General features: G+C 40.2%; 13 protein-coding genes. 12 read left to right on the top strand and 1 reads right to left on the bottom strand.

The window, feature by feature from the left end:
• The first annotated feature begins 20 nt into the window (after positions 1-20).
• From lonB to JI666_RS07055, 6 genes are all read left to right on the top strand, one after another.
• Positions 21-1,682, top strand: coding sequence for an ATP-dependent protease LonB (gene lonB / locus JI666_RS07080; protein ID WP_206890155.1), 1,662 nt, complete (start codon positions 21-23; stop codon positions 1,680-1,682).
• A 171-nt stretch (positions 1,683-1,853) separates the two neighbouring features.
• The gene (lon, locus tag JI666_RS07075; RefSeq protein ID WP_206890153.1) at positions 1,854-4,175 is read left to right on the top strand and encodes an endopeptidase La; all 2,322 of its coding nucleotides are present in this window, start codon (positions 1,854-1,856) and stop codon (positions 4,173-4,175) included.
• A complete protein-coding gene (yihA, locus tag JI666_RS07070) occupies positions 4,172-4,753 on the top strand; it encodes a ribosome biogenesis GTP-binding protein YihA/YsxC (protein ID WP_206890150.1) in 582 nt (193 codons plus the stop codon). Before lon ends, yihA begins: the two co-directional genes overlap by 4 nt.
• Before the next feature lie 287 nt (positions 4,754-5,040).
• Complete coding sequence (locus JI666_RS07065; protein ID WP_206890149.1) at positions 5,041-5,850, top strand: transporter substrate-binding domain-containing protein; 810 nt, start codon at positions 5,041-5,043, stop codon at positions 5,848-5,850.
• 73 nt (positions 5,851-5,923) lie between these two features.
• Positions 5,924-6,583: an amino acid ABC transporter permease gene (locus JI666_RS07060; protein WP_136947728.1), complete on the top strand. Its 660-nt coding sequence runs from the start codon at positions 5,924-5,926 to the stop codon at positions 6,581-6,583.
• Between the two features lie 21 nt (positions 6,584-6,604).
• On the top strand, positions 6,605-7,345 hold the full coding sequence (locus JI666_RS07055) for an amino acid ABC transporter ATP-binding protein (RefSeq protein WP_286170643.1): 741 nt from the start codon (positions 6,605-6,607) through the stop codon (positions 7,343-7,345).
• 23 nt (positions 7,346-7,368) lie between these two features.
• On the opposite strand, the gene JI666_RS07050 is transcribed toward JI666_RS07055, so the two are convergent.
• The gene (locus JI666_RS07050) at positions 7,369-7,845 is read right to left on the bottom strand and encodes a LiaI-LiaF-like domain-containing protein (RefSeq protein WP_206890148.1); all 477 of its coding nucleotides are present in this window, start codon (positions 7,843-7,845) and stop codon (positions 7,369-7,371) included.
• A 235-nt stretch (positions 7,846-8,080) separates the two neighbouring features.
• Between JI666_RS07050 and hemA the strand changes: the two genes are divergently transcribed.
• Genes hemA through hemL form a run of 6 tightly spaced genes read left to right on the top strand, consistent with a single transcriptional unit; the run spans position 8,081 to position 14,305 of the window.
• Positions 8,081-9,454: a glutamyl-tRNA reductase gene (hemA, locus tag JI666_RS07045; RefSeq protein WP_206890147.1), complete on the top strand. Its 1,374-nt coding sequence runs from the start codon at positions 8,081-8,083 to the stop codon at positions 9,452-9,454.
• A gap of 17 nt (positions 9,455-9,471) precedes the next feature.
• A complete protein-coding gene (locus JI666_RS07040) occupies positions 9,472-10,299 on the top strand; it encodes a cytochrome C assembly family protein (protein WP_206890144.1) in 828 nt (275 codons plus the stop codon).
• A 28-nt stretch (positions 10,300-10,327) separates the two neighbouring features.
• Positions 10,328-11,260, top strand: a complete 933-nt coding sequence (hemC, locus tag JI666_RS07035; protein ID WP_206890132.1) for a hydroxymethylbilane synthase — start codon at positions 10,328-10,330, stop codon at positions 11,258-11,260.
• On the top strand, positions 11,257-12,012 hold the full coding sequence (locus JI666_RS07030) for a uroporphyrinogen-III synthase (RefSeq protein WP_206890130.1): 756 nt from the start codon (positions 11,257-11,259) through the stop codon (positions 12,010-12,012). The genes hemC and JI666_RS07030 overlap by 4 nt, the downstream gene beginning before the upstream one ends.
• Before the next feature lie 4 nt (positions 12,013-12,016).
• Positions 12,017-12,994 carry a porphobilinogen synthase gene (gene hemB, locus JI666_RS07025; protein WP_206890127.1) on the top strand — a complete coding sequence of 326 codons (978 nt, stop codon included), beginning with the start codon at positions 12,017-12,019 and terminating at the stop codon, positions 12,992-12,994.
• A gap of 24 nt (positions 12,995-13,018) precedes the next feature.
• On the top strand, positions 13,019-14,305 hold the full coding sequence (hemL, locus tag JI666_RS07020; protein WP_206890125.1) for a glutamate-1-semialdehyde 2,1-aminomutase: 1,287 nt from the start codon (positions 13,019-13,021) through the stop codon (positions 14,303-14,305).
• Positions 14,306-14,331: the final 26 nt, after the last annotated feature.

Below are 14,331 nucleotides of genomic sequence, written 5' to 3'. Positions count from 1 at the left end.
AATCTCCAGGAGGTACGAGTATGAATTGGACAGGCATTGCGTTAGCGATACAATTGTTTTTTGGAATTGTTATAGGATTGTATTTCTGGAACTTGCTTCGCAACCAGCGAACCCAGAAAGTTTCTATAGATAAAGAATCCCGAAAAGAAATGGAGCACTTAAGACGATTAAGGAGTATTTCGTTAAGTGAGCCACTTTCAGAGCGCATTAGACCTACTGGTTTTTCAGAAATTGTGGGCCAAGAAGAGGGAATTCGTACTCTAAGAGCCGCTATTTGCGGGCCGAATCCTCAACATGTCATCATATATGGTCCACCTGGGGTTGGTAAAACGGCTGCAGCTCGACTAGTGCTTGAAGAAGCAAAGCGTAATCGTGGAACGCCTTTTAAACAAACAGCGGTTTTCGTTGAATTGGATGCGACAACAGCAAGATTTGATGAAAGAGGCATTGCAGATCCATTAATTGGTTCTGTTCATGATCCTATTTATCAAGGCGCAGGCGCTATGGGCCAAGCGGGTATTCCTCAACCGAAACAAGGTGCTGTAACGAATGCACATGGAGGAATTCTTTTTATTGATGAAATTGGAGAGCTTCATCCAATCCAAATGAATAAGCTTTTAAAAGTGCTCGAAGATCGTAAGGTTTTTCTAGAAAGTGCTTACTACAATGAAGAGAACACGAATATCCCAACACATATTCATGATATATTTCAGAATGGGTTACCTGCTGATTTCAGGATGATTGGAGCTACTACAAGAACACCTGATGATATTCCTCCTGCCATTCGTTCAAGGTGTATGGAAGTGTACTTCAGGGAACTAAGTCAGGATGAAATTGCTAGGATAGCAACGAGAGCTGCTAAGAAGCTAAACCTGACCTTAGATGAAGAAGGAATTGAGCGTGTTAGCCGGTATGCAAGAAATGGACGGGAAGCTGTCAATTTGATGCAAATTGCAGCAGGACTAGCCATTACGGAGAGTAGAGGAAGCATTACTGCAGCCGATATGGAGTGGGTCATCCATGCAAGCAGACTATCTCCGCGACCTGAAAGGAAAATTCCACTTCATCCAAGTACTGGGCTTGTGAATGGACTTGCTGTTTACGGACCAAATACAGGAGCATTACTTGAAATTGAAGTAACAGCTGTTAAAGCAGAAAAGGAAGGGACTGTTACGATTACAGGTATTGTAGAAGAAGAGAGCATTGGGAATCAATCCAAGTCAATTCGAAGAAAGAGTCTTGCTAAGTCTTCAGTTGAAAATGTGATGACTGTTCTGAAGGCGATGGGAATTCCTGTTGACTCCTACAATCTACATATCAATTTCCCAGGCGGTGTTCCGGTTGATGGACCTTCAGCAGGAGTTGCAATCGCAACAGGTATTTATTCTGCTATTAAAGGAAGCCCTGTGAGCAACAAAATAGCGATGACAGGTGAAGTCAGTATTCATGGATTTGTTAAGCCAGTTGGTGGCGTATTTGCCAAGGTAACGGCTGCTCGTGATGCCGGTGCAGAGCTTGCATTAATTCCAGAGGAGAATAACGAGGAAATGCTTAAAGTAATAAAGGGTATTAAGGTTGTACCTGTTAAGCATTTATCAGAGGTGTTTGATGCAGCATTTCTTCTTGGAAAGCAACAAGAATATCCATCTATAGTGATGGGACAATCCCAGCCCGGTAGTTAAAGGGCGGGATTTTCTTTATGTAGAAGTTTTTTTGCGAGTTTGGACAGGGAAGATTAGACAAGTGCAAGATAGTTAGGATACAATGAAGTACAACTTATTAACTAGATAAGCTCAGGATTTTTACGAGTCAAAATAAGGTTTTTTATAGTTTGTTGTCTGGAGGTGCCATGATTGAAAAATGAACATAAAACATTGCCATTACTACCATTAAGAGGATTGCTGGTATATCCATCCATGGTTCTGCATCTTGATGTTGGACGAGATAAATCTGTTCAAGCACTTGAGAAGGTTATGATGGAAGATCAACAAATCTTCCTCTCTACACAAAAAGAAGTAGAAATTGAGACACCTGAAGTTGAAGATATCTACGAAATTGGTACGCTTGCAACCGTTAAGCAAATGCTTAAGTTACCAAATGGTACTATTCGAGTTCTTGTTGAAGGGCTTCAACGTGGGAAAATCATTGAATTTAAAGATACAGAAGAATTTTATGAAGTCGAAATCGAGCAAATCGATGAGAGCGCTGAGCGGAACGTTGAAGAAGAAGCGCTAATGCGAACTGTTCTAGATTTATTTGAACAATATATTAAAGTTTCTAAGAAAGTAACGGCTGAAACTTTCGCTTCTGTAAGTGATATTGAGCAACCAGGACGGCTGGCAGATATCATCGCATCACATCTTTCATTGAAAATTCGTCAGAAGCAAGAAATTCTTGAAACGTATAATTCCGAGGAGCGGTTAAATAAGCTGATTGAAATTCTTCAAAATGAGAAAGACGTCATTGATCTTGAGAAGAAAATCGGACAAAGAGTTAAGCGTTCGATGGAAAAGACGCAGAAAGAATACTATCTTCGTGAACAAATGAAGGCCATTCAGAAAGAACTCGGTGAAAAAGAAGGTAAAACCGGTGAAATTTCGACTTTGAAAGAAAAGATTGAAGATGCGGGCATGCCTGAGAGTGTCCAAGAAATGGCTTTCAAAGAGCTTGATCGATATGAAAAGATTCCTCAGAGCTCTGCTGAAAGTTCAGTGATACGGAATTATATTGATTGGTTGATTCAAATTCCATGGTCGAAAGAAACTGAGGATAATCTTGATATTAATCATGCTGAAAAAATACTAAATGAAGATCATTATGGTCTTGAGAATGTAAAAGAACGTGTTCTTGAATATCTTGCTGTGCAGCAGCTAACGAAATCTCTTAAGGGCCCAATTCTATGTCTTGTAGGACCACCAGGAGTAGGGAAGACTTCACTTGCACGATCAGTGGCTCGCTCCATTGGACGTGAATTTGTCCGTATATCCCTAGGTGGTGTTCGTGATGAAGCTGAAATCCGTGGTCATAGAAGAACATATGTGGGTGCTATGCCAGGTCGAATTATTCGTGGAATGAAAAAAGCAGGCACGATGAATCCTGTTTTCTTACTTGATGAAATCGATAAAATGTCCAACGATTTCCGAGGTGATCCCTCTTCTGCCTTGCTTGAAGTACTCGATCCACAGCAAAACAACACGTTTAGTGACCATTATATAGAGGAGCCTTATGACCTTTCGAAAGTCATGTTTGTAACAACAGCAAACAGCCTTGCAACGATTCCGGAACCGCTTCTTGATCGAATGGAAGTTATTCGTATTGCAGGTTATACGGAAATCGAGAAAGTGAATATTGCTAAGAACTATTTGATACCAAGACAATTGGAAGAGCATGGCTTGACCAAGGGTAATCTCCAGATGAGAGATGAAAGTCTCTATAAACTTGTGCGTCAGTATACAAGAGAAGCTGGCGTTCGTAATCTGGAACGACAAATCGCAACTGTATGTCGAAAAGCAACTAAATTAATCGTTTCAGGTAAGAAAAAACGTGTTATTGTAACAGAGTCTATGCTTGAAGAACTACTAGGACATCCAAAGTTCCGTTATGGTGAAGCAGAGAAAGAAGATCAAATTGGTACGGCTACAGGCCTTGCTTATACAACTGCCGGAGGAGATACACTTGCAATTGAAGTCTCCTTATCACCAGGGAAAGGGAAGTTGATATTAACAGGTAAGCTTGGAGACGTTATGAAGGAGTCTGCTCAGGCTGCTTTCAGTTACATTCGCTCAAAGTCAGAGGAACTTTCAATCGATCCAACTTTCCATGAAACGAACGATATTCATATTCACGTTCCTGAAGGAGCTACACCAAAAGATGGTCCTTCTGCTGGAATTACCATTGCAACAGCACTTGTATCCGCATTAACTGGCAAAGCTGTTCGAAGAGATGTAGGGATGACAGGTGAGATCACCCTTCGTGGACGAGTCCTTCCAATTGGTGGATTAAAAGAAAAGTCGTTAAGTGCTCACCGTGCTGGATTGACGACAATCATTATGCCAAAAGAAAATGAAAAAGATCTGGATGATATTCCAGAAAGCATACGCAAAGATTTAACCTTCCTTCCAGTTTCACATTTGGATGAAGTGTTAAAAACCGCACTTGTGGGGGAGAATAAATGAAAGTAACAAAATCAGATTTTATTATCAGCGCTGTTAAACCGGAGCAATATCCTATAGATGGATTACCTGAAATCGGACTAGCTGGTAGATCAAATGTAGGTAAATCGTCTTTAATTAATACGCTGATTAATCGCAAGAACCTTGCCAGAACTTCTCAAAGGCCTGGTAAAACACAAACTCTCAATTTCTATATGATTAATGAGATTCTTTACTTTGTCGACGTTCCGGGATATGGATTTGCAAAGGTTTCTAAGAAAGAAAGAGAATCCTGGGGTAAAATGATTGAAACGTATTTAACTGACCGAGATCAGTTAAAGGCTGTTATCCAAATTGTTGACTTACGACATTCACCTTCAAACGACGATGTTGTTATGTATGATTGGTTAAAGCATTATGAGATTCCAGTTATCGTAGTAGCGACAAAGTCTGACAAAATTCCAAAAGGCAAATGGGGCAAGCATTTGAAAGTAGTTAGTCAAACGCTTAAGATTGAACCAACTGATAAGCTCGTAACGTTCTCTTCTCATACAGGACAGGGCAAAGAAGACGTTTGGAGCGCCATTAAATCCTATCTATAAAATGATCAAGACCGGCATAAGTGCTGGTCTTTTTTTTGTGTAATTCGTTTTGATTATTCAGAAAACGTGGTTTGCAAATCATTCTTGAAGGGAATAGAAAGGAAAGCTAGTAAACAGAAGGATAAGCTTTCTGAGCCCACCTTATCCCTGTAAATGCTTAAATAGGAGGTGTAGTAACGCTCATGAAGAATTGATTGAAATGTCAAAATATTGGTATTATAGTAATATCGCAGTTTACATAATCTTAACTGCATAAAAGAAAAGTCGTTCAAGGGGGACAAGTGAAGATGAAAAAGAAATGGAGTTTTCTTACCGCACTAATGTTAACTTTTGTTCTTATTCTTACTGCATGTGGTGGTAACGAAGGCAGTGAATCATCAGGATCTGAAGGGTCTGATGAACTAGAACTAACAAATGATGGTAAATTCAGTTACGTTGTTTCTGGAGAGTTTCCTCCTTTTAGTACGGTTGATGAAAATGGAGACCTTGACGGTTTTGACGTTGCAGTAGGTAAAGCTATTGCAGAAAAGCTAGGACTTGAGCCAGCAGTTGAGAAATTTAAGTTTAGTGGGATGGTGTCAGCTATTCAATCAGGACGCTATGATGCAGCGGTAGCTAGTCATACAATTACAGATGAGCGTAAAGAAGCAGTGAATTTTAGTGAACCATACTATTATTCAGGTCCTGTTCTCTACGTACAACCTGGAAGTGACATTAAGAGTGTAGAAGATCTTTCTGATAAAGATGTAGCAGTATCAAAAGGCTCAACATACGAGAAATCGGCACAGGAGTACACAGACAAAATTTCGAATTACGACAGTGACCAAACTGCTCTTCGTGCCTTAAGCGAAGGAAAGCACGATGCCGTAATTACAGATGACATTACTGGTAAACAAGCAATTGAAGAAGGCTTTAAAATTGAAAAAGTAGAACAGCTAGGTACTAGTGAACAGGCTGTTGCGATTAAGAAGGAGAATTCAAACCTTTTGGAAGCTGTAAACAAAGCGTTACAGGAACTAAAAGAAGATGGAACGCTTAAAGAACTTAGTGAGGAATACATCGGAGTAGACATCACCCAGAATCCTGACAGCGAGTAAGGAAAAGGAATGTGTGCTATTGCACACATTCCTTTTTAAACTATGCTACACAACTCTAAGGAGCTGATTTCACTTGCCAACTTTTGGTCATTTTTTAGAAACATTATTAAATAGCTACCCGGTATTTTTCGAAGGGTTATGGCTCACCATACGAGTAACATTCGTATCGGTTCTAATTGCAGTTTTTATTGGACTCTTCTTTGCATTATTTAAGATTTCACAATCCAAGATTTTAAACTGGATAGCGAACATTTATATTGCAGTTATACGTGGTACTCCACTAATCGTACAAATATTTATTTTCTATTTTGGATTAACAGAATTTAATATTCCTAAGTTCTGGGCGGCATCGATTGGTCTAGCCTTACATAATGGTGCTTATATTGCAGAGATCTTCAGAGGATCGATTCAATCCATCGACAAAGGGCAAATGGAAGCGGGTCGCTCTCTTGGGATGAGTCATACTCTTGCTATGAGACGAATTATTTTACCACAGGCGTTTCGAAGAGCACTTCCACCGCTTGGAAATCAGTTTATTATCGGTTTAAAAGATTCTTCCCTAGCTGCATTCATTGCACTCCCAGAGTTATTTAGCGTTGCGACTACACAGGGAGCAAGAACGTTTGATGAAATGACGTACTTACTGATTGTAGCTGTCTATTATCTTGTTCTTGTTCTAATCTTTACCCTACTTGTTAACCTGCTTGAAAAACGACTATCCGCTAGTGATTAAGAGATAAGAGAGGTGCTGTATATGGGAGAAAAAGCTGAAATGATTCGAGTAGAGAAACTGAATAAATCCTTCGGTGATCTTCACGTTCTCAAAGATATTGACCTTGAGGTAAATGAAAGTGACGTTGTAGTTCTAATTGGAGCTAGTGGGTCAGGGAAAAGTACGCTACTCCGCTGCATGAACTTTCTTGAAATTAAAAACAGCGGGAATGTCATTATCGAAGGTGAAACCATTGATCCTAAGAATAATGATCTGAATAAAGTGAGACAGCGAGTAGGAATGGTGTTTCAACATTTCAATCTATTTCCTCACAAGTCAGTTTTGGATAACGTTATTGAAGCACCGCTTACGGTTAAGAAAATGAAACGAGCAGATGCTGAGAAAGAAGGGAAAGAACTACTTGCGAAAGTAGGTCTTGCGGACAAAGCCAACGTGTTTCCTAATAAACTTTCAGGTGGGCAAAAGCAACGTGTAGCAATCGCTCGGTCGCTAGCTATGAAGCCAGATATCATGTTGTTTGATGAGCCAACTTCAGCACTAGATCCTGAACTTGTTGGCGAAGTTCTCTCGACTATGAAATCGCTAGCTAAAGAGGGAATGACTATGGTAGTCGTCACCCATGAAATGGGATTTGCTCGAGAAGTAGGCGACTGGGTTGTGTATATGCATGATGGTAAAATTGTTGAGAAAGGTCATCCGAATGATATCTTTAATGATCCTAAAGAGCAGCGTACACAGGACTTTTTAAGTTCAATTCTATAGAAAAAGTAAGGAGCTACTGCTCCTTACTTTTTTTTCATTACTAGATATATGCCTACCACTATTAAAGCAAGCGGCCAGAACTTTCCTACAAAGGAAAATGTCGAGGCAAGCCAGGTTTCAAGACCTGTATAGAGAAGTTCGATAATTGATATGGCAAGCAAGATAAGGCCAGGAATAAGCCCATTCTTTTTCGTTTTATAATACGTAACTAGATAGGCTGCACTCAATATTAATGTGTACATTCCCCAACTCTTAGGCCATATAGCTAGTTTATTAACAAAATAAAGGTGAAGGCCAAGTCCAAGTAGGAGAACACCAGGGAATAACATAGGTCCTTCTTTTGAGATGAAACCCTGGATAATCATAGCAGCGCCAATAACGATTAAGATCACTTGCCAGTTCGTTAACTGATCTGAATAAGGTAAGCTAAGTGTTTGAAAAAGATAATAAAGTCCGATTGCGATAAATAATACACCTGGAAAAACTCCTTGACGTTTCAATTCAAATCCTCCTAATGTCAAAAAAACTCATTTTTTGCTATACAATTGATTTTCTGGTACATTAATAGTTGTATGACTACTAATAATATATAAAGAAAATACTTTATTCATCATATCATAATTGCTTTCATAGTCTGTTCACATTTATTGACTCTGTGAGTTTTGCCACATGTTAGAATAAAGGTAGACGATAGTTTAAAAAGATGTATTGCTAACAATTTTTGGGGGTGGAACGATGCACATCCTGGTCGTAGGGTTGAACCACAAAACAGCCCCTGTTGAGATACGAGAGAAACTTTCATTTCAGGAGAACGATTTGCCTGAAGCTTTAGATAAGTTGCGTCACTCTAAAAGTATTTTAGAAGCTGTCATTTTGTCGACATGTAATCGTACAGAGTTATATGTAGTAGCAGATCAGCTTCACACAGGGAGATACTATTCAAAGGCTTTTCTATCTGAGTGGTTTGGAATTGAAAAAGAAGAATTCTCACCATATCTTGTTATTCGTGAAAATGATGCTGCAACAGAACATCTTTACCGTGTAGCCTCAGGACTTGATTCACTTGTTATTGGTGAAACGCAAATTTTAGGACAAGTTCGAGATGCTTTCTTACTTGCTCAAGAGTCGAAAACGACCGGTACGATTTTCAATCAGCTGTTCAAACAAGCGGTTACGCTTGCAAAGCGCTCTCACTCTGAAACCGAAATTGGGGAGAATGCAGTTTCAGTGAGTTATGCAGCTGTTGAACTCGCGAAGAAGATTTTTGGCGGTTTAGAGAATAAGCATGTCGTTATACTAGGCGCTGGTAAAATGGGCGAGCTTACAGCAAAGAATCTACAAAGTAACGGAGTTGATCAAGTAACGGTTGTAAACCGAACTCTTGAGAAAGCAACAGAATTAGCTTCACGTTTTGATGGAAAGGCTCTTTCAATGGATGAGGTGAGTGCTGCTCTTCTCGATGCAGATATTTTGATTAGTTCAACTGGATCCACTAATTACGTTCTCACAGAGGAGAATGTTAAGCCTTTACTTAAGAAACGTAGAGGGCGCCCGTTATTTATGGTTGACATCGCAGTGCCAAGAGATTTAGATCCATCGTTAAATAATATGGATTCGGTTTTCTTGTACGATATTGATGACCTTGAGGGGATTGTTGAAACAAATCTTGCAGAACGGAAGAAGGAAGCAGAGAAGATTGAGCTAATGATTGAAGAAGATCTTGTTCAGTTTAGAGAGTGGCTTAATACACTTGGCGTTGTGCCTATGATTACAGCTCTTCGCTCTAAAGCTCTTTCGATTCAAGCCGAAACCATGAAAAGCATTGAACGTAAACTTCCAGATCTTTCAGATCGGGAACGTAAAGTATTAAGTAAACATACGAAAAGCATAGTGAACCAGCTGCTACGTGATCCTATTGTTCGAGTGAAGGAGATGGCTGCAGAGCCAAATGCTGAAGAGTCGCTTGAAATTTTCACCAAAATCTTTGCGATTGAGAAAGAGATTGAAAGAGAACTTCATAAGCAACGAGTAAAGGAAAACGAAGATAAAAGACAGCATGAATCCGTTAACTACTCCCATTTATTACAGGCATCGCAGTTGCGCTCCTAGGAGAGGAGACTTGAGTTGTGACGAACGAGAGCTGGCTTTATGATATAACAATTTTACTTTATTCACTTAGTGTGTTGGGATATTTTATTGATTTCTTGCAAAACAACCGGAGAGCAAATCAGTTTGCTTTCTGGTTGCTTTCTATTGTCTGGGTGCTTCAGACTGCCTTTCTTGTCATGCAAATTATTGCAATTGGCGGTTTCCCGATCTTAACACCTTTTGAAGGGTTATTTTTTTATGCGTGGGTGATTGTGTCGCTCTCTTTACTTATCAATTGGTTTTTCCGAGTAGACTTTTTTGTTTTCTTTGCAAATGTACTCGGTTTCAGTATTATGGCGATTAACTTGTTTGCAACTAGAGAACAGGCCACTAGTTTACTCACGGAACAGTTGATGTCTGAGCTCTCTATCATTCATATTACGATGGCGTTTCTATCTTATGGGGCTTTCTCGTTATCATTTATCTTCTCCATCATGTATTTGATTCTCTATCAAATGCTGAAGGGAAAGAAGTGGAGCAAGCGTTTGAGAAGATTCGGTGATCTATCTCAGCTCGAAAAGCTATCGTATTTATGCAGTGTTCTAGGAGTTCCTCTTCTGTTATTAAGTTTAATTCTAGGAATTGTCTGGGCTCTGTTAAAAGTTGAGCAATTTAGCTTACTGGATTCGAAAGTTATTATTTCATTTTTTGTGCTTATAGCTTATAGCACGTATTTATATCAAAAAGTAGCCAGAGATTTGGAAGGAAAGTCGCTTGCTATGTGGAACGTTGCCGCGTTTCTCATCGTTTTGGTTAATGTATTCTTCTCAGGTACGTTCTCTGAGTTCCATTTCTGGTACGTATAAGAAACATCCAAAGGTTGGAGGATAAATCATGCGAAAAATCATTGTCGGTTCAAGAAGAAGTAAGCTCGCGATTACCCAGACAAAATGGGTTATCAGCAAACTGAAGGAATTAAATCCTGGGTTTGATTTTGAAATTAAAGAGATTGTTACACGTGGTGACCAGATTCTCGACGTTACTCTTTCTAAGGTAGGCGGGAAAGGTCTGTTTGTTAAAGAAATTGAAGATGCAATGTTAAAAGGTGAGATCGATATGGCAGTGCATAGTATGAAGGATATGCCGTCTGTTCTTCCTGAAGGTCTCACAATTGGCTGTATTCCTGAACGCGAAGATCATCGAGACGTCATTATTTCTGAATCTCGGAAAACGTTCCGTGAACTTCCAGAGGGAGCTGTTATTGGAACAAGTAGTCTCAGGCGTGGGGCCCAACTGAAAGCGATTCGTCCGGATGTTGAGATAAAATGGATTCGTGGAAATATTGACACACGTATCCGTAAGCTTACAGATGAAGATTACGATGCGATAGTTCTAGCTGCTGCAGGTCTCCATCGCATGGGATGGTCGAAAGAGATCGTAACAGAATATCTCGATCCTGATCTTTGTGTACCAGCGGTTGGACAGGGAGCTTTATCAATCGAATGCCGTGAAAGCGACGATGAATTGCTTGAGGTTCTTGAGAAATTTAATGATGATGTCACGAAGAAGACGGTTATAGCAGAGCGATCATTTCTTCATACACTTGAGGGAGGGTGTCAGGTTCCAATTGCAGGACATGCGATCCTTCATGATGATGATTCAATTACTATAACTGGACTTGTTGGCGAGCCGGATGGATCTGTCATTATTAAAGAAATGGAATCTGGGAAAGATCCAATTCAAGTTGGCCATACGCTTGCGCTTAAAATGAAAGAACAGGGTGCTAAAGATATTCTCGATCGTGTGAAAGAAGATTTAGATCAATGAAGTCTCCGCTCTCAGGAAAGCGTGTATTAGTCACGAGAGCTCGGGAGCAGGCAGCGGCTTTCACGAAATTAATTAAAGACCGAGGAGGGTTTTCTGTTGAAATCCCTCTTATTTCATTCGAACCTAGGAATCACATTCTCAAGTCGATTGAAGTAGAAAAGTATCATTGGATTCTTTTCACAAGTGCAAATGGTGTAAAGTTCTTCTTTCAACACGCTGTGTTACCTAAAAATATAAAGGTTGGGGCGGTAGGAACGAAGACAGCCAAGGTACTTGAGAAATATGGTGTTCAAATTGATCTTCTACCAGAGGATTTCATCGCAGAAGGACTAGTTGCTGCCATGTCTCGTTACACTTACACAGGAGAGAAAATCCTGCTTCCAAGGGGGAACCTTGGACGTGACGAACTTCCTGAGCAGTTAAGCGAATTGGGGTATGATGTAACTGACTTACCTATTTATAATACAGTGATTCCCCAGGGTACAGGAGCAGAATTGAAAAAACTAGTTGATGACCATGCTTTGGATGTCATTACGTTCACATCTTCTTCAACAGTTCATCACTTTATGCAGCTTCTTGAGGCGGAGAATTTGAAAGATCAGATTAAAGGGATCACAATAGTAGTAATAGGGCCCATTACAGCTGAAACGCTACGTTCTTATGGCTTTCATCCCCATGTCGTACCAGAAAAATATACAATTGAAGGAATGCTCGAAAGTTTAGAGCAGCACTTTCAACAATTGGGAGGATAACACAATGGAAAAAGGCAATTTTCGTCGTCATCGTCGCTTAAGACGTTCTGAATCAATGAGATCCCTCGTTAGAGAAACGTATTTACATAAAGAAGATTTAATTTATCCAATTTTCGCAGTAGAGGAAGACAATGTGAAGCGTGAGATTGCTTCAATGCCAGGTGTTTATCATTATTCACTTGATCGCCTAAATGAAGAAGTTAGAGAAGTTGTTGACCTTGGAATTCAGTCTATTATGATGTTTGGCGTACCAAATCACAAGGATGAAGTAGGTTCTGAAGCTTATTGTGATACAGGTATTGTTCAGCGCGCTATTAAGCAAATTAAAGAAGAGTTTCCAGACCTAACAGTCATTGCGGATACATGTCTCTGTCAGTACACCGATCATGGTCATTGTGGTGTGATTGAAGATGGCTATGTGCAGAATGACCAATCTCTAGAATTATTAACACAAACGGCTGTTTCTCAAGCGAAAGCTGGAGCTGATATGATCGCACCTTCGAATATGATGGATGGGTTTGTTGCAGCTATACGCCAGGGACTTGATGAAGCAGGCTTTGTAGATGTTCCTATCATGAGCTATGCTGTTAAATTCTCATCAGCATTCTATGGTCCATTCCGTGATGCTGCACACAGTACACCTCAATTTGGTGACCGTAAAACGTATCAGATGGATCCTGCGAATCGTCTTGAAGCAATTAGAGAAGCTGAAAGCGACATTGAAGAAGGGGCAGACTTCTTGATGGTGAAACCTGCGCTCGCGTATCTTGATATTATTCGTGAACTAAAAGACCGTTTCCCACTTCCAATGGTTGCTTATAACGTAAGTGGGGAATATTCAATGATTAAAGCAGCAAGTCAAAACGGGTGGCTTAACGAGGAAGAAGTTGTACTCGAAAAGCTTACGAGTATGAAGCGAGCAGGAGCGGATCTTATTATTACGTATTTTGCAAAAGATGCAGCTCGCATGCTTAATCAATAGAATAATTTGAAAGGGGCTTAACGAATGGGTAACTATAATCGTTCGAAAGAAGCGTTTAAGGAAGCATCTAAAGTAATGCCTGGTGGAGTTAATAGCCCAGTGAGAGCATTTAAATCTGTTGGTATGGATCCTATTTTTATGGAAAAAGGAAAAGGATCCAAAATTTACGATATTGATCAAAACGAATATATCGATTACGTCCTTTCATATGGACCGCTTATTCTCGGTCATGCAGATGATCAAGTAGTAGAGAAACTCAAGAGTGTAACGGAGCTTGGGACAAGCTTTGGCGCACCGAGTATGTATGAAACGAAACTAGCGGAACTAGTTATTGAGCGCGTACCATCAATTGAAATCGTTCGAATGGTGAATTCCGGAACAGAGGCAACGATGAGTGCTCTACGTCTTGCGCGAGGCTACACAGGACGAAATAAAATTTTGAAGTTCGAGGGTTGCTATCACGGGCACGGAGATTCACTTCTAATTAAAGCAGGCTCAGGTGTCGCTACTCTAGGTCTACCTGATAGCCCAGGGGTCCCAGAAGGTGTTGCTCAAAACACGATTACCGTGCCGTACAATGACCTTGAGAGCCTTCGATATGCGTTCAACGAATTTGGAGATGACATTGCAGGCGTCATTATTGAACCAGTTGCAGGAAATATGGGTGTTGTTCCACCACAGCCAGGATATCTAGAGGAAATTCGAAAAATCACAGAAGATAATGGTACATTACTTATTTTTGATGAGGTAATGACTGGATTCCGTGTTGGATATAACTGTGCACAGGGCTATTATAATGTCACCCCTGATTTAACTTGCCTAGGTAAAGTGATTGGTGGAGGCCTTCCTGTAGGTGCCTATGGCGGTAAAAAGGAGATCATGGATCACATTGCTCCAACCGGTCCAATTTATCAGGCAGGTACATTAAGTGGAAATCCTCTTGCTATGACAGCAGGATACGAAACGTTATCTCAACTTACACCTGAAAGTTATGAGGAGTTTGAACGAAAAGCAGAGCGTCTTGGAGAAGGATTATCCAAAGCTGCAGCTAAGTACAACATCCCTCATACAGTTAACCGTGCAGGATCAATGGTTGGTTTCTTCTTTACTGATAAGGATGTTATTAATTTTGAGACAGCATCGTCATCTAATTTGGAACACTTTACAAACTATTTTAAAGAAATGCTTGATCAGGGTATTTCCCTTCCTCCGTCACAATTTGAAGGAATGTTCCTATCAACGGCTCATACTGAACACGACATTGATGAAACGATCGCAGCTGCTGAGGCAGCCTTTTCTAAGCTAGTATAAATCTAATTGCAAGCTGTTAGCCTAAC

The organism is Bacillus sp. NTK071 (genome assembly GCF_017303315.1).
Classification (GTDB): domain Bacteria; phylum Bacillota; class Bacilli; order Bacillales; family Guptibacillaceae; genus Guptibacillus.
This window is presented reverse-complemented; position numbering and strand designations above follow the sequence as displayed.

Bases quoted from the DNA above. Each gene is read 5' to 3' on its own strand.
- JI666_RS07055 (WP_286170643.1), top strand. From the start codon at position 6,605: ATGGGAGAAAAAGCTGAAATGATTCGAGTAGAGAAACTGAATAAATCC.
- hemB (WP_206890127.1), top strand. From the start codon at position 12,017: ATGGAAAAAGGCAATTTTCGTCGTCATCGTCGCTTAAGACGTTCTGAA.
- hemA (WP_206890147.1), top strand. From the start codon at position 8,081: ATGCACATCCTGGTCGTAGGGTTGAACCACAAAACAGCCCCTGTTGAG.
- JI666_RS07030 (WP_206890130.1), top strand. From the start codon at position 11,257: ATGAAGTCTCCGCTCTCAGGAAAGCGTGTATTAGTCACGAGAGCTCGG.
- hemC (WP_206890132.1), top strand. From the start codon at position 10,328: ATGCGAAAAATCATTGTCGGTTCAAGAAGAAGTAAGCTCGCGATTACC.
- yihA (WP_206890150.1), top strand. From the start codon at position 4,172: ATGAAAGTAACAAAATCAGATTTTATTATCAGCGCTGTTAAACCGGAG.
- lonB (WP_206890155.1), top strand. From the start codon at position 21: ATGAATTGGACAGGCATTGCGTTAGCGATACAATTGTTTTTTGGAATT.
- JI666_RS07065 (WP_206890149.1), top strand. From the start codon at position 5,041: ATGAAAAAGAAATGGAGTTTTCTTACCGCACTAATGTTAACTTTTGTT.
- hemL (WP_206890125.1), top strand. From the start codon at position 13,019: ATGGGTAACTATAATCGTTCGAAAGAAGCGTTTAAGGAAGCATCTAAA.